Here is a 16,080-nt window from a genome sequence, read left to right as displayed (position 1 = left end):
AAGGTCACATGCTGGTATCACCCGGCCCCCGCCGGGTCCGGACGGCCATGCCAGTCCAAACACACCACCAGAGAGTCGTCCACGGCCGGGCCGGAACCGCGATACCCGAGCAGTTCCTGGAGTATCGCTCTGGGCACCTGCGAAGCGGGCAGCAGACGTGTACTGGTGATCGAAGCGGCCAAGGCGCGGAAGCTGTACTTCTCGCCGCCCGGTGACAGCGCGTCATAGACGCCGTCGCTGACGAAGAGCAGCCGGTCTCCAGGCTCGACCCTGAAGTGCTGGGAAATGTAGGCAGTGTCCTGGAACATTCCCAGGGGCATCTGCGCCTCAAGCTCGACCGCTTCGACCGCGCCGTTACGCAACCGCCAGATGCGCGGTGAGCCGGCATCGATGATCTCCACGTCCCCGGTCGGGAGGTGGAACCGGAGCAGCAGCGTCGACAGATAGCGACTTCCCTGGTGTTGCCCGTAAATGGCCTGGTCGGCCAGGTACGCCTGGTCACTCAGATTCAGGCCGGCACGCCGGGCGTTGCGCAGGGCGTTGACCATGAGGCTGGTCAACATCGCGGCCTCGATCCCCTCCCCCATGCCGTTGCTGACTGTCAAGTAAAGGTCGTCAGCGGAGGCCGCCCAGTCGAAGCTGTCGCCGAAGATGGCGTACGCGGGTTCAAGTTGGGCGCCGAGGCTGTACTCGGGCCGGGCGCAGGAACGGCCGGGCAGCAGCTGCCACTGCATCTCGGCGGCGAGCGTCAGCCGTTCCGCGCGGCGCGCCTGTAGGAACAGGTCGGTGTCCCGCTCCGCGACGACCACTTCGTGCGCCAGCGCGTCCGCGTACTCCTGGAGCTGCTCGACAGCATCCGCAGCCAGTCCGTCCTCGCCGCCTTCCACCCTGACGCTCAGGACGCCCAGCCTGTCCCCCCTGACGCTGACCGGCAGGTGCGCCGTTACAGTGGAAGTCGAGGCGTCGTACACGCAGTGCGGTTTCTGGGCGCCGAACGCCCGGCCCGGAGCACTGTCGTGGACCGACAGCGGGGGCAGGGTGTGCGGCAGCACCCCGATGGGCTGCAGTCTCGTCATGGCATAGTCGGCCATCAGTAGTTCCACCGAACGGGCATGATGACGGCGCTCGATCAGGGATCGGATCACGTCGAAGATCTCATGGGGCGCGGCCTTGCGCAGAGAACGCTCGACCGCGCTGGGTCTGTCCACTGGTACCGGTCCTTCTTTCTTTCGCATATCTTCATCTACGCGACTGTCCATATCGACCAGCCGGAACGGGCACAGAAGGCCCTCGGGAGCGTCACATGCGCGAGACCTCCGCCCCCCTGCACCAGCACGGCTCCCATGCCGTGCGCGAGATCGGCCAGGTCCTGGAGCTCCTCGAAATTGCCTGGGAGCGTGGCCGCAGCACGCTCAGTACCGCACCGATCTCCCCCGCCCAGACGCGCGTGATGTACATCATCGAACGCGAACCCGGGATCAACGCGAGCACGCTGGGCCGTCGTCTCTCCGTAGCAGCACCCTCCGTCACCCGCCTCTGCGACCGCCTCCAAGCCGCCGGATTCATCCGCAGGACCCCGCGCACCGAGGACCGCCGTGAAATGCTGCTGGAACTCACCGGCACGGGCATCGCGCACCTGCGCGTCATCAGAGATCGCCGGGAGCAGACCCTCCGTCAGGCCATGAGCCGCATGCCTCCCGACGCCCAACACGCCCTCGCTACCGGACTCAGCGCATTGTGCGACGCCGTCAGCGAGCCCGCCCAGCCCCTCGACCATCGAGAATCGGCCTGAGCAGCCCACGCGGGGACCGCACTGTCGCTCATGGAAGAGGCGACTGCGTCGGTCAGTCCGGCCAGTGTCGTCGGACGTGGTTCAGGCGGGGAGGAGAGTGGCGTCCTCGGAGTTGGCCTGGGCGAGGCGATGGCGGGCCGCAGCGAGGGCCGTGTCGATGTCACGCGTTCCGGTGGACACACACAGGGTGTAGGCGAGATCGTCCCTCCGCCGTCGCACAACCGGATCGCCGTCCTGCCGGTTCAGGGCTTCGTAGTCGCTGACCAGCCGCGACAGAACGGACAGATGAACCATCAGCATGATCAGCCTCCCGTGCCCAAAGGCAGTGCCTTCTCCTTCATGCTGGCCCGGATACCCCCCGGCCGACTCCCCACACCCCCACCACCTGCCTTGGCACGGTTGGGCCCTCAGCCACATCTAACCGGGGTGCACTTCACCGTTCAGACAGTGGGTAGGTGGTCGGGGAGGGGTAGAGCGTACTGGGGCTCGCGGTTCGCGGTGATGCGGGCGTGGCGCAAGAGCTCCCGGATGATGCCTGCGTTGCCCATGGCCCAGCCGGTGGCGGGGGCAAGGTCCCCAGTTGTCTCGCGGTGTTCAACATTGGACCAGCGGATGCCGTCGACGTCGGTCGTCGCGCGGGCCGCGAGGTCGGCGACGAGGATGTCGGCGAAGTCGCGACCGTCACCACGTTCGACCAGGCGGTCACAGGCGAGGGCTAGGACGCCGGCGGTGCCACAGCAGCGGCCGTTGTTGTCCCAGAAACCGGGGCGGATCCGTCGTGGGATACCGGAGTTGACGACTGTGTGCCAGCAGCGGTCGGCGAGAGCTGGCCAGGCGGGATCGTCGGGCAGGACGTGGCCCAGTAGCCGGAACGCCTGGGCGTCGCCGACCGGACCGTGGCACCAGCCGTAGTTGTGGCGTTCGATCTTCTCGTGCTGCTGTTGCGGATCGGAGTGTCCGACGAGGAAGCCCTCCGGGCCTGCTTCGTTGCGGGAGACGACGTCGGCGGCTCCGGCCACTGCGAGGTCGACGAGGTCGGGGCGGCAGGCGGCCCGGCCGACGGCAGCGAGCGCGTAGACGATGCCGAGGGTGCCGTGCGACATATGGTGAAGGCGGGGAACCGCACCGGCCCGGATCTCCCACTGAACGCCAGCCGTGGTGGGCTCGGCAGCGTGCAGGTAGCGGTCGACGGCCAGTTGGGCGAGGTCGAGGTCGCCGCACTCCAGCGCGGCGAGCGCTATGCCTGCGTTGCCTGCGATCAGTTCGAAGTAGTCGTTCCAACCCGCGCCGTCGTAGCGGGAGCGCAGGACATCCAGAGCACGGTCGGCGGATGCCCCCGCCGCGGTGTCACCGAGCACACGGTGCACGCCCCGCAGGGCGACAGCCATGCCAGCCACTCCCGTGTACAGGCCGCTGTCCTCCCAGTCTTCGACCGCGGCAGCGACACTGCGGGCACCGCGCAACGCCATGTCCGCGTACCGATCGTCGGCGAAGTACCGCCAGGCATCGAGCAGAGCCGGCAGCACTCCCGAAGTTCCGCTGTACAGCCCGGGCGTGACCTGGTCGTCGGCGAGAGTGTTCGGCCAGGCCACACCACCGTCGCTGTCCCGCGCAGCCTTCGTCAGCCACTCAAGGGCCCCGAAGGCAAGCGACTCTGCGTCATCCGGTGCACCAGTGATCATCGGTCTAGCGTTCCACAGACTCGGGCTGCCCCACGTCTCACATCAAGCCGTCTCCGGTTCAGAAACAAGCCCTGAGCTTGTTCCTGAACCGGGCATGCCAGGCGGGGACGATGGCCGACGGGGCGACTACCGGCTCCGCTACTTGAGACCTGTCCGCGTCGTTCCGGGCATCCCGGCCCGCTGCGCCTCCGGGCGGCCCGGTTGTCAGTGCGCGCTGGTACAACTCCTGGGTACCGACCCGACCAGCAGAGGAGACCCGTGGGCACCTGGGGACCCGGCAACTTCGAGAACGACACGGCCGCGGACCACTTGTCGATCCTCACGGACCGGCTCATCACCGAGGTGGCGGACGCGATGGCCGGCGACCCGGTCGAGATCGAGCCTGGCGAGTACTGGGGAGTCACGGTGCCGGCCAACCTGGAGTTGCTGAGCGTTCTGGCGCGGCAGGGCTACGTGGGGGCGTCGCTGCCCGAGGCCGAGGTGGTCGAGGAGTGGAAGAAGACATACATGGCGGTGTGGGAGGGCTCCATCGACGGCCTGATGCCCTCACCGGGTCACAAGGACGAGCGACGCACCGTCCTGATCCGTACCTTCGACGAACTGGCCGCGCTCAGGAGGAAGGAGGACTCAGACTGAGGACTGTCTCCGGCTGAACACCCACACGGCGTGCAGGACGAGCGGCCTCCACCAGCAGGCACACCTTCGCCTGGTCCCGTCGGAGCAGGCGTCGGACGTCCTGATGCTGCTGTTGATGCGGCCGGCTTTCCGCGATCTCGATGAGAAGGTCCATTCCTTCGGCCGCAGTACGCGTCCAAGATCCGGTGGTAGCTGTCGGGCCGCGGCTGTGCGGTCCGTGTTCTGTGCGGCGGTGCGGGTTTCCCGGCTCCGCACAGTCCGGCTGCCGGCGGACCGGTTCATGCCATTGTCCGGGACGGCCTGGGCTGGTGATGGCCGTCGGTGCCGCATCGGTCGCCAGGTTCGGAGGTGGCGCCTCTACGTGGTCCACGGGTCCCGGGAGATTGTTTCCACTGGTGGGAGGGGGGTGCTCAACAATCCGGAGCGGGCGAAGACTCGGTGAGGAAGAGGCACGGCAGGACCGCCGCTTCTCACCGGCTCGCATGCAGGCTTGCTCAGCTTCGGGGCATCGCTCTGAGAGTGCGTGGGGTGGCGGCAACCACAGAGAGGATGACCATGCACCCTTCTCGCTGGACACGAATGCGGGTGTCCACCAGGAACTCGGTTTGCGGCGTAGTGAGTGCGGCAGCCTGTGCGCTGTTGATGAGCGCTCTGCCGGCCAAGGCGGTCGAGCCTGATCCGATTGCCGTCCGGGAGGCGGTGGTACGTGTTGCCACCACCGGTGTGATGACCGACGCCGACCGTGCGACGATCAAGAGCGATCCCGAAGTCGCCCGGAGTGTTGTCGACCCGGGACTGACAGAGGTCAGGGATGTCCCAAGGAGCTCCTCGGGCTCACTTGCCCAGGCCCGCAAGACGTCGTGCACCCATGCCGACCGGTACATCGTCTACCGCAGCACCCTGGGGTTCAAGACCGCAGAATGGCACATGCGTGTCAACTGGTGCTACGACGGAAAGAAGGTCTCCCGTGTCACCAGGGACGCCTACATCGCGAACTACGACAAGGCGACCATCAAGTACCACGGCGAGATCAAGAACACCCTGGAGTACCGGCCGGGGGCGGTGAACGCTCGCGTGGTCATGCAGGGGCACCTTGAGCAGTGCGTGATCAAGTATGGCTGCTACGCCAACTACTACCCCTACCAGGACTTCACCGTCGGCAACAACGGAAGCTATCAGCTCATTCAGCGCAAGTGACCCGGGGAGTGGGTGCGGTGGCCCGGCTGCCGTACCCCCTCCGTTCATGTGTCTGCCGGCCCCATTGGGGCCGGCAGACACATGAACAGGGCTCCCTTGGTGCAGGGGCAGGTGAGGTCAGCGGAGGTGTTGCAGTCCCGTCCATCAGTGTGCCGCAGTTTCAGCAGGTGGCCCGGTACGGCAGATCGGGGAGGTGGGTCTTCCACTCGGTGGCGGTCAGCCCTGAACCGCAGCTATCTGCTGCGCGAGCGTCGACTCGGCGAGCATACGGTTCGCGGGCGAGTCGACGTCGCCCGGAGTTTCCTGACCGCGCAGATCATCGATGGCTCGTGGCCGCGACCGGGATCCGCACGGCAAAGGCGATGGGGCTGGACCAGGCCGCCTTGGAAGTGGACCGGCGGTGTCGTGCGGGGAGATCCTTCGTGTCATGGAGCACAGAGCGAGCGGCGGTGGAAGGGACCGGAACTTCTTTGAGGAGGTCCGGGAGCGGGCAGATCGTGCAGGTGTCGATGGGCAGGAGATGGAGTACCTCCGCGAGGTCGCGCTGTCCCGTGCCGAGAATGCGCGCCTCCCTGCCGAGTCGCGAAAACAGTGGGCCAAGCTGTCACTAGAGGTCAACGCCCGTATGCATGGTGAAGGCTCGTGGGATCAGGCACGAATGACTCGGCAAAGCTGCGGTCTGCGGACGATGATCATCGAGGAGCTTGGTCCAGATCCCAACGACTCCGACTGGAACCCTGCTGCCGTCGCCTCGGACATCATGAGTGCGCTGGCTCTGACGCCGCTGCAAGCCCGTGAACTGAGTGTCCGGTGGCAGGACCGACCGATCGAGCAGATCGGTCTCCTGCGCCGGATCAAGAACGTCACCGCGCCACTTGAGCGGCTCCAGCACCATCTGCCGCCTGGCTCACTCCACGACCTGGCCCTGGAGTGGCTGACTGTCCGGAATCATCTGCCCTGAACCCATGAGCCGCTGGCTTCTTCGTCCGACTGCCTTTGCAGTGCTGGTCGTGCCTTTGCAGCGCTGGTCGACGGTCACTCTGTGTCGGTGCTCTGCGGCATGATGCCACTGTGAAAACCGAGATACTGATAGACGTCTGGCAGCGGCTTCTCGCCGACCCTCGCAAGTCGTGGGTGCTGTTCGAACAGGGCACTTGTGTCGTGCTGACTGCTCCGGACGGAGAGCTCGCCGAACAGGCCACCGAGATCCTGAAGAAGTTCGGCCCGTCACATGCCGGCTCTTCGGCAGGAGATTTCGGGGTGATCGACCTCAAGGACGTCGAGGGATGGGTCGTCACCGGACACCACAACGACGTCCTTACCTATGTCGGCCCTGATGAGCCGCAAGGTCGGTCGGAGATCTCTGTCGGGCTGTTCGGACGTTCCAAGCGCCATCAGGATGGCACCGAACTCCACGTCGTCCACGTTGAGGACAAGCGAGGCTCGGCGGACCCGGCGTGAGGTGGCTGCGCTTCACCGTCGATGGCCGCCTGGGCGTACCGACTCCAGGTTGCGCTGGCTTCCGTGGCCAGGCGGGTGGCGGTCTAGTCGTGGTAGCCGAGTGCCCTTTGCGGGGCCCGGGCTTGGAGCGGCTTCGTTCACGTTCGGCAGCAGCGCTTGTTCGTGAGCTCGGTAGTCACTTGGCGATCTTGGCGCGTCGAGATGTTCATGAGATTGGGTTCTGGCTCACATTCCGTGTAGTCGTTGCGGAGAGTCAGATCTTCGGGGCCATGCGATGGCGGTCGGGATGGGCGCGCAGCCGGGGTGAGGTGAGTTCCAGGGCCCGGTTGTCGCGTCCGGCGCTCATGTGGTTGAGCCAGCGTTCGTACCAGTCGAGGAAGTCGGTGGCGGAGGAGACGTTGGGGCCCCAGAACCCATCGCTGTTGCCGATGAGGACGCGGCCAGTGAGGGGACCGGTCACCGCGATGACGCATACGTCGGTGCAGCCCATCTCGATGATGTGGAGGAAGAGGTCGCGTTCGTGTGCCCCGGGTTCTGCGCCGTCGAAGCCGCGGGGCGACCCTGATGATTCTCCGCGCGGATTCATGACCAGCAGGGAGCACCGCTCCAGCGGCATGAGGCCGTAGAACGGCGCCGCGCCTGAGCCGCCGATGTGGGTGAGGAACTGCCGGTAGGCGTCTGGCAGGGCGATGTCGTGCTCGGCCTCAAACGCGGTGACGTGTGTTTCCGCAAGCTTCGGACCTAGGCAGAACTCGTGTTGCTCTTCCCCGAAGGAGTGGCTGCGCAGGGGTTGGAACGGGATCGCGGCCAGCTTGCGACGCAGGCGGGGTATGCGGGGATCCATGGTGCATCTTCTCTCGTCCCCGCCACCCTATGGGCGGCGGTGGTCAGCTGGCCAGGAGGACCCGCTTCCGCAGGAGAGCGAAGCCAGCGCGGCCGAACATCTGGCGCTTGAGCATCTTGATCCGGGTTGACGTCTCCTTCGACGACGCCGGAACTCCGGGTCAGGGTGAGCCCGGCGATGACGGCATCGCGGTCGCGTTCGATGCCTGCGGCGAGGGTACGAAGGCTGGCGAGGTCGTCGCGCCGGACGGCATCGAGCCACTGCGGCAGCCGTTCACCCTGGTGCTCAGTAGGCATCTCCGCGAAGGAGCGGACGTGGGTGGTGAGGGCGTCGAGTTCGGGGCAGGCGGCTGGACGGCTTGTCGGGCGAGCCGGGCCCGGCGCGTGTGGCAGCACGGGCGTCGCCTGGGCGGGGGGCGATTCACATCGCTTGGACGTGTTCGGAGCGGGTGGAGGTCAGCTCAGTCGCAGGGCGAGGAGGGCGATGTCGTCATCCTTGTCCCTGCCGAGGGCGTGGAGCAGCAGATCGCACAGCTTCTCCAGGTCGTCTGGTCCGGAGACCACCATGGCGCGGAAGCCCTCAAGGCTCTCGTCGATGTTCCGATTGCGTTCCTCGACCAGGCCGTCGGTCATCAGCACCAATCGGGTGTTGGGCGCGGTGTTGTGAACGGTCGCCGGCGAGTGGGCAAGCCCGAGACCCAGCAGAGGGCCGTGCTCGACGAGGAATCCGGCACTTCCGTCCGGATGGACCAGCAGCGGGGGAATGTGGCCCGCGTTGGAGACATGGATCCGGCGTCCACCGGGCTCGATCAGCACGATGCAGAGGGTGACCGTGACCCCTGGTCGCGAATGGGCCAGGAGTGTCTCGATGCGGTCCTGGATGTGGTGCGGCGGATGGCCTTCGAGGGCGTAGGCGCGCAGTGCGTGGCGCACCTCGCCCATGACCACTGCGGCGGCGAGCGAATGCCCCGCAACATCGCCGATGGCGACGAGGAGCCCGTCCGCGGTCTCCAGCGCCTCGTAGAAGTCGCCACCGATTTCGGTCTGTGCGCTGGCGGGAACATAGCGGAAGGCCATCTCGACGCCCGATACCGTCGGCAGCCCTTCGGGCAGGAACGTCTTCTGGAGGGTGAGCGCCAGCGAGTGTTCCTCCGCGTAGGAGCGCAGCGATTCGAGGGAGAGTGCGCAGGCGTTGGCGAGTTGCTGGATCAACTCCAGGTCATCCGTACCGCGCACCGACTCGGTGGGGACGGCGAGGCAGAGGGGCGGGCGGCCTCTCTTTGTGCGGGCGACGACCAGGGTGACGTCTTCGCGCAACTGGTCGGCGGGCAGCAGTGTCCGCCAGAGCGCCTGGGGGATCCGGGCGCTCTCGGCCCCCGTACCCGTGCCCAATGCCTGGGTGGTGAGCAGGTAGAGCGCTTGGGGGTGGGAGGGGAGCAACCGGCAAGTCGCCTCAGGTCCCTCGGTCATGCTGTGCACAACCTGGTTCTGCGGTGTCAGGAACACCAGGGTGGCCGGGCAGGAGAGCAGTTCGGCGGCGCCGGTGGTGGCCGCGGCGGCGAAGGAGTGGAAACCCACCGCCTTGTAGACGTCGAGCGTGGTGTGGTTCAGCGTCCGGAGCCGGTTGGCCAGCCGCTCGGCGCGCTGCCACGCCCGGGTGTAGCGCAGGGTTGCGGTGAGGGTGGCCAGCAGTTCATCGCGGTCGATGGGTTGGTTGAGGTAGGCGTCCGCACCGCCCTGGAGACCCCTGGCGTGGTCCTCGGGGCTCATGATCGAGGCCGACACGTGGATCACCGGCACACCGGCGGTACGGGGGTCGGCCTTGATCCTCTCGCAGACCTCGAAACCACTGATGTCCGGCAGGTTGACATCGATGATGGAGGCTTCCGGGAGCGGTGCACCGGGCGTGGCCAGCAGTTCCAGCCCGCTGGTGCCGTCCGGCGCCTCGATGACGGTGTGACCCGCGCGTCGGAGCCAGCTGGTCAGGACGTAGCGGGTGGCTTCGTTGTCATCGACCACCAACACCGTGGCGGGCGCACCATCGAGACCCATGTCGTTCATGCGCCGGGCCCCTTCCGCTCAGAGCCTCGGGATGCAACGCGGTGCAGTCCGTCCTGGGGCAGGTGATCGGTGCTGCGGTCGGTGTGGGACTCCGGCCGGGTCGGACCGACAGGGATCTCGCTCGGGTCAAGATCGGGTAGACGGACCTCGACCCGGGTGCCACGGCCGGGCGTACTGGTCAACTCCATGGAGCCACCGAGCAGTTGGGCGAGCGTACGAGCATAGGGCAGACCCAGTCCGGTCCCGGGTCTGCCCCGCTGGTGGGGACCCGGTACCTGGTAGAACTCTTCGAACACCCGCTGCTGCTCTTCCAGGGGGATACCAACGCCGGTGTCAGTGACGGTGAACGACAGCCAGGGTCCCGTCTGCTCCTTCACTGTGCGGACTTCGAGGTCGACCTCGCCCTCTGTGGTGAACTTCAATGCGTTGGAGAGCAGATTGCGCAGGATTCGGGTGAGCAGCACTTCATCGGTCACCAGGGCCGGTAGTTCGGCCAGCGGCGGCAGCCGCAGGGCCACCGGCTCCGAGCGCACCGTGGAGGCAAGGGCGCCGCCGAGTTGTCCGATGACCATGTGCAGATCAACGGGTGCAAGCTGGGGCTCCAGCTGCCCCGACTCCGCCTTCGCCACATCCAGCAGATCGTTCACCAGGGAGAGCAGCGTCTGGCCGGAGGATGCGATCAGCGAGAGCTGCCGGTGTTGATCCTCGTCGAGGCGGGCGGACTGAGGGTCGAGGAGCAGCCGGGACAGGGCGACCACCGCGTTGACGGGGGTGCGCAGCTCATGGCTGACATTGGCCCAGAAGCGGGTCTTCGCCTCGCTGGCCGCACGGAGCTGGCGGGATTTGTCCTCCAGTTCCGTGTGGAGCGCGACCACACCACTGTTGGTGGTCTCCAGCTCCTGGGACAGCTCGGTGTAGAGGGCCAGCACCCCTCGGTTGGTTTCCTCCAGCTCCTCGTTGAGTCGGCGCAGTTCTTCGCGCTGGGCGCGGGTCTCCTCCAGTGTGGCGATCAGGTCCTGCGTCTGGGCCCGCAGTTCCTCGGCCATGGTGGCCGGAGCGGTGGGCCGCAAGGCGTCCCGCAGCTTTTCCTTATGTACAGCGAGTCCGTCGCCGGCGGGAACAGGTTGCTCCAGGACGATCCGGTGGGGATCGCCTGGCAGATGGCGGACCCGGTGCAGCAGCCGGGACGCGAGCTGCATCGCCTGTTCGGTCGGTGCCAGGCCGTGGGCCCACTGGAGCGTCACGGTGAGGAAGGTCTGCCCGTCTTCGTGCAGTCCGAAGGAGGCGGTCAGCTCGGTACTGCCGAGTCTGTCCCTGCCCAGTTCGCTGAGTGCCGTAGCCAGGCGGACTTGGTCCTGCCGTTCCATCCGGAGCGTCTCGGCAGCCAATTGGCCGCTGCGCCGGAGGGAGAAGACATCCTGCGCTGAGTTGATGCCGAGCGTCACCAGGGCCGCAGGACTGTTGACAGGCTTCACCGCTACCACGCTCCCTTGGCGACCACGATTCCCGCGTCGTCCCGTCGCACGGCTGCTTCGCGCAGCAGCTGACCGGCAACCACGGAAGGAGTGTGTTGGAGAAGCCCGGGGAGGGCATCCATGGTCCACCGTTCGGTCAGCCCGTCCGAGTGGAGGACCAGTGCGCCTCCCGGTATCAACGGCAGGTCGAAGGTGCGCAGCGTACGCATCTGGTGGCCCACGATGCCGGGCGCGGACAGCAGGCTCTTGCGTGTTCCCGGTGCGATGAGGAAGCCGCTGACGTTGCCCACGCCGCAGAACAGCACGCGCTGCCGGTCGGGTTCGATCCGTGCGACGGCGACCGCGCCACCGCGGGTTCCGCGCAGTGCTCCGTGGATTTCGCGCAGGATCGATTCGGGGTCGCGGGCCGTCGTGCGACGGAACGCGCCCACGGCTGCTTCGCTGGAGCGGGCCGCCAGAGGGCCGTGTCCCAGCCCGTCGCAGAGCATCATGAGCAGCGCAGGTCCGGTCTCCGATGCTGTGGTGTCCACGCGCGCCGACCAGGCGTCGCCGCAGACGGTCTCCCCGCTGATCGGCCGGGTGAGTCCGGTCACGACCGGTCTGGCGGGCACCGGATGTCCGGCAGCGGGCCGACTGCGCGGCCAGAACTGCGCCGCCATCACCGTGCCCCGACCCGGCAGTGAGTGGATGTCGAAGCCGTCGGCGAGTCTGGCGACCGCGCCCAGCCCGATGCCGAGCGTGCCCGCCGTGGAGACCCCGTCGGCCATCGCTGCGGACACGTCGGCCATTCCCGGTCCCGTGTCCACGGTGACGAATTCGACGGCCGCACTGTCCCGGGTACGAAGGACGCGCAACAGCAACGCCCCGTCTGCGGCATGGCGTTGGAGGTTCGTCGACGCCTCACTGACGGCGAGCGCCACTTCGGAGGCCCGATGGGCGTCGAAGCCGATCCGCCGGGCGAGTGCGGCAGCGGCTCCGCGTGCGGCTGCGGGGAATGCGGGATCGCTCCGGAACCAGGCGATGTCTTCGCACTCCAGCACGGTCAGCGTTGTCACCGGACCCACTTGACCAGTGACACGGTGGTGCCACGCCCCACTTCGGTGTCGAGTGAGAACTCATCCACGAGGCGGCGGGCACCGCTCAGCCCGAGACCGAGGCCGCCGCCGGAGGTCCACCCATCGGTCAGGGCGAGGTCCACATCGGGGATTCCGGGCCCCGAGTCCTCGAATGCCGCGAAGGCTCCGGCCCGGCCGTTACGGCGGACCAGTCCGATGCGCGCCTGTCCGCCGCCCCCGTACACCAGGGTGTTCCGAGCCAGCTCACTGGCTGCGGTGATGAACTTCGTCTGGTCCACCAGTGAGAGTTTGCAGCGCTGAGCCAACTCACGGGCGAGCCGTCGCACCCGTACCACGTCCTCGTTGGCCACGATGGGCAGCGACTGCAACTCTCCGTCGTGCGTCCAGGGCTCGGTCATGGCCGGCCCGCGTCGCCCCGGCCCAACATGGCAAGCCCCTTCTCCAGATCGAGGGCGGTGCGCACGCCCCCCAGGGACAGACCGAGTTCCACCAGGGTGATGGCGACCGCAGGGCGCATTCCCACCACAACGGTCTCGGCGTCCAACATGCGGGAGATGGCCGCGATCGTCGCGAGCATGCGCCCCACGAAGGAGTCCACGATCTCGACGGCGGTGATGTCGATGACCACACCGCGCGCGGACCGGGCGACGATCTGCTCGGCCAGGTCCTCCTGGAGATTCATCACCGTGTCGTCCTCCAGATCCACCTGGATCGACACCAGCAGGACATCCCCGATCCGAAGGACAGGTACGCGATCGGTCACGGCTGCCCACCCTTGCGGGCCACCATCTCGACACCGGACCGGCGAAGAGCGAGCTGAAGCGCATCCGCGAGGCTCGCCTTGGTCACGATGTCGCCGAACTCGATGCCCAGCGCGACGATGGTCTGGGCTATTTGCGGACGAATACCGGAAACCGTGCACTCGGCACCCATGAGGCGGGCCGCCACGATGGTCTTGAGGAGGTGCTGAGCGACCTGGGTGTCGACGGCCGGAACGCCGGTGATGTCGATGATGGCCTGCTCGGATCCGGTGTCCACCAGGGCTTGGAGCAGCTTCTCCATGACGACCTGCGTCCGCACGGAATCGAGGGTGCCCACCAGGGGGACGGCGATCACTCCGTCCCACAGTTTGACCACAGGGGTGGAGAGTTCCAACAGCTGGTCGGCCTGGGCCGAGATGATCTCCTCCCGGGCCCGGGTGTAGGTCTCGATGGTGAAGAGCCCCAGGTCATCCAGGAGCCGACTCAGCCTGATGTACGCACGTACGTCCTCCGCGGTGCCGCTTTCGAGCACGGGCTCCAGGACCTGCTTGAGGGCGAAGACGCTCAGCGCGGTCTCGCTCGGGGTGAACCCCTGGCGGGCGCGGTTCCGCGACAATTCGGTCAGAAGGGCGCGCAATTCCGACAGGGCCTCGCCGTGGGCGTCCTCGGCTCCTGCCCGGAGGGCCTCGACGAGCGCCGCGTACAACTCGTGCATTTCCCGGTCCAACTCGGCCCGGCTCACCCGGCCGGCGAGCCCCTCGGAGACCCGGGTGACCCACTGCGCCGCGAAATCTTGACCATCCGCCGACAACAAACTCACCAGCCTGGCCGAACCACTCTGTTTCGCCACCACGGCCACTCCTTGAAAATCAGCTGATGAGATCAGTTAACGCTTGTGCAGCGTACGGCATGGAGAATGCCTGTTCGGTTCCCGAATCACGATCCCGGGGCCCCTAGCTGTCTGCTGCGCGCCCGAGGCAGTCACAGGTCTGATGACCGGTGGCGCGAAGGCCATCTCACGCATTCCCCGGTATGCGCAGCGCACCGTGTGACGGTACTCACGGCTGCGCCTCTTCCTCTGCACCCGGCCACGCGGGCACGGGCCATCCCGTGCCCCCGCCGCCGCTGCAGAGGATCATTGGACGCCCGACGACCCCTTGCCGAGCAACCGTGGCTGCGTCATGGCTGTTGATTGCCGCCGCACGTGCCCTTGGCCGTGCGTCCGGTGCGGAAGAAGGTGATGGCCTTCTCGGCGCAGGGTGTGAAGGGCAGATCGGCGTGTCCGCTGTTCAGGATGGTGAGCAGGGTGCCTCCGGTGGCGTGCCTGGCCTGTTCGGCCCATAGGTAGGGGGTGACCCTCTCGTAGAGGTGGCCGGAGATCTGGAGCGCGCTGTTGCCGTGGGTGGGCTTGGCGGCCGGCGCTTTCAGTGGCCACTTTGCGCACGAGGTGCTGAATTCCGATCCTCCGGTAAGGGGATTGGCCGCACGGCGGACCTCACGGGTCGCCCACAGGTCTCCGAAACCGCGGCTCGCGAGGTCGGTGTTGCAGAACATGGCGTACCACTGGAGTGTGTTGGAGAGGTAGTGCGGGTTGCCCGCTCCGAGCGGGCGTGCTGGTGTCCGTTCGGCGACGGCCGCCGGGGTGTAGGAAGTGTGCCGTTGTTGCGCACGGTGACCAGGTTCTTCGCCGCGTCGTCCCACTCCTCTCGGGGGCGGTGGACCTGGCTGACCACCCAGTGCCCGTCCAGACGTGTCCCGTGAGTGGTGCGTGGCTTCTTCTCCAGTTGGCCGCGCAGATCGCCAAGCCGTCCGCGAACGGTGGCCTCGTCGGTGCCCCAGTGGTGTTCGGCGTCGCGCTGGGCCAGCCAGTTAACGAACGGCGCGGTGTCCTTGGTGCCGTTCGACTCCATGCCGGCGTCCATGGTGGGCAGGTGGCGTGTCGGGGGCACCGGTGAGTCCAGCCACATGCGTTCCGTGCGGCGGTCGAAGAGGGCACGGTAGGCCATTCCGATGGCGGTGCCGAAGGAGGATCCATAGAAGTTGATCTTCTTGGTGCCCAGCGCCTTGCGGAACCGATCGATGTCGCGGGCGGCGTTCTCCGGCGTGATCTGCCGTACGAACTCCGGATCGATGGCCGAGCAGCGGCTGTTGTACTCGGCCTGGTGGTTGAAGAAGACCTTCTGGAGGTTCTTCTCCGGCGTCGTCGGTGCCGGTTCGGGCCATGGCTTCTGGTCGCAGGGGATGCCGTCGCTATATCCGGTGCCCCGGAGATCCAGCCCGATGAGATCGTGGTCGGCGTTGAGTGAGGCGAGTCCGCGTTGCGTCATGGACGCCGGGTCGCTGATGTTGGAGTACCCCGGTCCGCCCAGAACGGACACGATGGGTGCCGTCGGTGTCTTCGGGTGTGTGGCCCTGACACGGCTCACCGATATCTGGATCTTCCGGCCTTTGGGTTTGGCGTAGTCCATCGGCACGGTCAGTTCGGCGCACTCGGTGCGGGTGTCGTTCTTGATCGGCCAGCCCGCTTTCACCGTCGAGCAGAGCTGCCAGTGGAGTCCCGCCCTGGCGGTACGCTCACCGCCCTGTGCGGCGACGGCGCCAGTGCTCGCCTGTAGCCCGGCCAGTACCACTGCGGAGACGGCCAGGGCGCGACGGCGCACCATACCGGTCGGGCCGGACTGCTCACCGAGGTGATCGGTCATCGACGACAAGAGAAGAAACCTCCGTGCGAGAGGAAGGTGAGGAATCCACGACGTCCGCGGACCTTCCCACTGTGGACAGCGTGTGTAGCCGCCACGCACGGATACGACTTCGGCCTCCCATCAGTTCTGTATCACCGACGCAACCACGGCACAGTTCTGTTGATGGCTCGTCAGCTGCTGTCCTACGGTCAGGGGCCCGGTGCTCGACATGGTGCGGTTCGCACCGGAGGAAAGAGAACCGGTTGGCGGACCAGCTCGATGCTGTGTCGGTGCTCATGTACGGCGTGGCCGCCGTCGCAGGTGAAGTCGTCGACGACGCAGGTCACTCGCGGTTCGGTCCACTGAGACCGCTCCACCCGCGCCGAGGTGTCGATCCAGTCGCGGATGCTCGTCC

The 16,080-nt window shown here is 66.9% G+C and carries 17 protein-coding genes and 1 pseudogene; 5 read left to right on the top strand and 13 right to left on the bottom strand.

Annotated features, from left to right (window positions below; all coding sequences use genetic code 11):
- Positions 1 to 17: 17 nt before the first annotated feature.
- Complete coding sequence (locus OID54_RS34355; protein ID WP_329026022.1) at positions 18 to 1,208, bottom strand: PP2C family protein-serine/threonine phosphatase; 1,191 nt, start codon at positions 1,206 to 1,208, stop codon at positions 18 to 20.
- A 95-nt stretch (positions 1,209 to 1,303) separates the two neighbouring features.
- Between OID54_RS34355 and OID54_RS34350 the strand changes: the two genes are divergently transcribed.
- Positions 1,304 to 1,792: a MarR family transcriptional regulator gene (locus OID54_RS34350; RefSeq protein WP_329026021.1), complete on the top strand. Its 489-nt coding sequence runs from the start codon at positions 1,304 to 1,306 to the stop codon at positions 1,790 to 1,792.
- A gap of 81 nt (positions 1,793 to 1,873) precedes the next feature.
- Here the strand turns inward: OID54_RS34350 and OID54_RS34345 are convergent, their stop codons facing one another.
- Both OID54_RS34345 and OID54_RS34340 read right to left on the bottom strand, forming a co-directional pair.
- A complete protein-coding gene (locus tag OID54_RS34345; protein ID WP_329026019.1) occupies positions 1,874 to 2,092 on the bottom strand; it encodes a DUF5133 domain-containing protein in 219 nt (72 codons plus the stop codon).
- A 140-nt stretch (positions 2,093 to 2,232) separates the two neighbouring features.
- On the bottom strand, positions 2,233 to 3,474 hold the full coding sequence (locus OID54_RS34340; protein ID WP_329026017.1) for a lanthionine synthetase LanC family protein: 1,242 nt from the start codon (positions 3,472 to 3,474) through the stop codon (positions 2,233 to 2,235).
- 258 nt (positions 3,475 to 3,732) lie between these two features.
- Between OID54_RS34340 and OID54_RS34335 the strand changes: the two genes are divergently transcribed.
- From OID54_RS34335 to OID54_RS34320, 4 genes are all read left to right on the top strand, one after another.
- On the top strand, positions 3,733 to 4,110 hold the full coding sequence (locus OID54_RS34335; protein WP_329026015.1) for a DUF4259 domain-containing protein: 378 nt from the start codon (positions 3,733 to 3,735) through the stop codon (positions 4,108 to 4,110).
- A gap of 642 nt (positions 4,111 to 4,752) precedes the next feature.
- The gene (locus OID54_RS34330) at positions 4,753 to 5,307 is read left to right on the top strand and encodes a hypothetical protein (RefSeq protein ID WP_329026013.1); all 555 of its coding nucleotides are present in this window, start codon (positions 4,753 to 4,755) and stop codon (positions 5,305 to 5,307) included.
- 520 nt (positions 5,308 to 5,827) lie between these two features.
- Positions 5,828 to 6,268, top strand: a complete 441-nt coding sequence (locus OID54_RS34325) for a hypothetical protein (RefSeq protein WP_329026011.1) — start codon at positions 5,828 to 5,830, stop codon at positions 6,266 to 6,268.
- Between the two features lie 110 nt (positions 6,269 to 6,378).
- Complete coding sequence (locus OID54_RS34320; protein ID WP_329026009.1) at positions 6,379 to 6,768, top strand: hypothetical protein; 390 nt, start codon at positions 6,379 to 6,381, stop codon at positions 6,766 to 6,768.
- Positions 6,769 to 7,021: 253 nt separating this feature from the next.
- Here OID54_RS34320 and OID54_RS34315 read toward each other — a convergent pair whose 3' ends face one another.
- From OID54_RS34315 to OID54_RS34270, 10 genes and pseudogenes are all read right to left on the bottom strand, one after another.
- A complete protein-coding gene (locus OID54_RS34315; protein ID WP_329026007.1) occupies positions 7,022 to 7,612 on the bottom strand; it encodes an SMI1/KNR4 family protein in 591 nt (196 codons plus the stop codon).
- Positions 7,613 to 7,655: 43 nt separating this feature from the next.
- Positions 7,656 to 7,962: pseudogene (locus OID54_RS39325) on the bottom strand (transposase); the annotation flags it as partial.
- A 105-nt stretch (positions 7,963 to 8,067) separates the two neighbouring features.
- Positions 8,068 to 9,672 carry a fused response regulator/phosphatase gene (locus tag OID54_RS34305; RefSeq protein WP_329026005.1) on the bottom strand — a complete coding sequence of 535 codons (1,605 nt, stop codon included), beginning with the start codon at positions 9,670 to 9,672 and terminating at the stop codon, positions 8,068 to 8,070.
- Complete coding sequence (locus OID54_RS34300; protein ID WP_329026002.1) at positions 9,669 to 11,147, bottom strand: sensor histidine kinase; 1,479 nt, start codon at positions 11,145 to 11,147, stop codon at positions 9,669 to 9,671. Before OID54_RS34300 ends, OID54_RS34305 begins: the two co-directional genes overlap by 4 nt.
- 2 nt (positions 11,148 to 11,149) lie before the next feature.
- On the bottom strand, positions 11,150 to 12,211 hold the full coding sequence (locus tag OID54_RS34295) for an ATP-binding SpoIIE family protein phosphatase (protein WP_329026000.1): 1,062 nt from the start codon (positions 12,209 to 12,211) through the stop codon (positions 11,150 to 11,152).
- Complete coding sequence (locus OID54_RS34290) at positions 12,199 to 12,621, bottom strand: anti-sigma regulatory factor (protein WP_329025998.1); 423 nt, start codon at positions 12,619 to 12,621, stop codon at positions 12,199 to 12,201. The genes OID54_RS34295 and OID54_RS34290 overlap by 13 nt, the downstream gene beginning before the upstream one ends.
- Positions 12,618 to 12,986, bottom strand: coding sequence for an STAS domain-containing protein (locus tag OID54_RS34285; RefSeq protein WP_329025996.1), 369 nt, complete (start codon positions 12,984 to 12,986; stop codon positions 12,618 to 12,620). The genes OID54_RS34290 and OID54_RS34285 overlap by 4 nt, the downstream gene beginning before the upstream one ends.
- Positions 12,983 to 13,834: an STAS domain-containing protein gene (locus OID54_RS34280; protein WP_329025994.1), complete on the bottom strand. Its 852-nt coding sequence runs from the start codon at positions 13,832 to 13,834 to the stop codon at positions 12,983 to 12,985. Before OID54_RS34280 ends, OID54_RS34285 begins: the two co-directional genes overlap by 4 nt.
- A gap of 329 nt (positions 13,835 to 14,163) precedes the next feature.
- Entirely contained in the window at positions 14,164 to 14,412 is a 249-nt protein-coding gene (locus OID54_RS34275) for an alpha/beta hydrolase (protein ID WP_329027951.1), read from the bottom strand.
- Entirely contained in the window at positions 14,409 to 15,686 is a 1,278-nt protein-coding gene (locus OID54_RS34270) for an alpha/beta fold hydrolase (RefSeq protein ID WP_329025992.1), read from the bottom strand. The genes OID54_RS34275 and OID54_RS34270 overlap by 4 nt, the downstream gene beginning before the upstream one ends.
- Positions 15,687 to 16,080 lie beyond the last annotated feature (394 nt).

Origin of the sequence: Streptomyces sp. NBC_00690 (assembly GCF_036226685.1) — a bacterium.
GTDB lineage: Bacteria > Actinomycetota > Actinomycetes > Streptomycetales > Streptomycetaceae > Streptomyces.
Note: the sequence above shows the minus strand (reverse complement) of the source record. Positions and strands in the feature narration are given on the sequence as shown.

Bases quoted from the DNA above. Each gene is read 5' to 3' on its own strand.
- OID54_RS34350 (WP_329026021.1), top strand. From the start codon at position 1,304: ATGCGCGAGACCTCCGCCCCCCTGCACCAGCACGGCTCCCATGCCGTG.
- OID54_RS34345 (WP_329026019.1), bottom strand. From the start codon at position 2,092: ATGCTGATGGTTCATCTGTCCGTTCTGTCGCGGCTGGTCAGCGACTAC.
- OID54_RS34340 (WP_329026017.1), bottom strand. From the start codon at position 3,474: ATGATCACTGGTGCACCGGATGACGCAGAGTCGCTTGCCTTCGGGGCC.
- OID54_RS34330 (WP_329026013.1), top strand. From the start codon at position 4,753: ATGAGCGCTCTGCCGGCCAAGGCGGTCGAGCCTGATCCGATTGCCGTC.
- OID54_RS34325 (WP_329026011.1), top strand. From the start codon at position 5,828: ATGGAGTACCTCCGCGAGGTCGCGCTGTCCCGTGCCGAGAATGCGCGC.
- OID54_RS34315 (WP_329026007.1), bottom strand. From the start codon at position 7,612: ATGGATCCCCGCATACCCCGCCTGCGTCGCAAGCTGGCCGCGATCCCG.
- OID54_RS34305 (WP_329026005.1), bottom strand. From the start codon at position 9,672: ATGAACGACATGGGTCTCGATGGTGCGCCCGCCACGGTGTTGGTGGTC.
- OID54_RS34290 (WP_329025998.1), bottom strand. From the start codon at position 12,621: ATGACCGAGCCCTGGACGCACGACGGAGAGTTGCAGTCGCTGCCCATC.
- OID54_RS34270 (WP_329025992.1), bottom strand. From the start codon at position 15,686: ATGACCGATCACCTCGGTGAGCAGTCCGGCCCGACCGGTATGGTGCGC.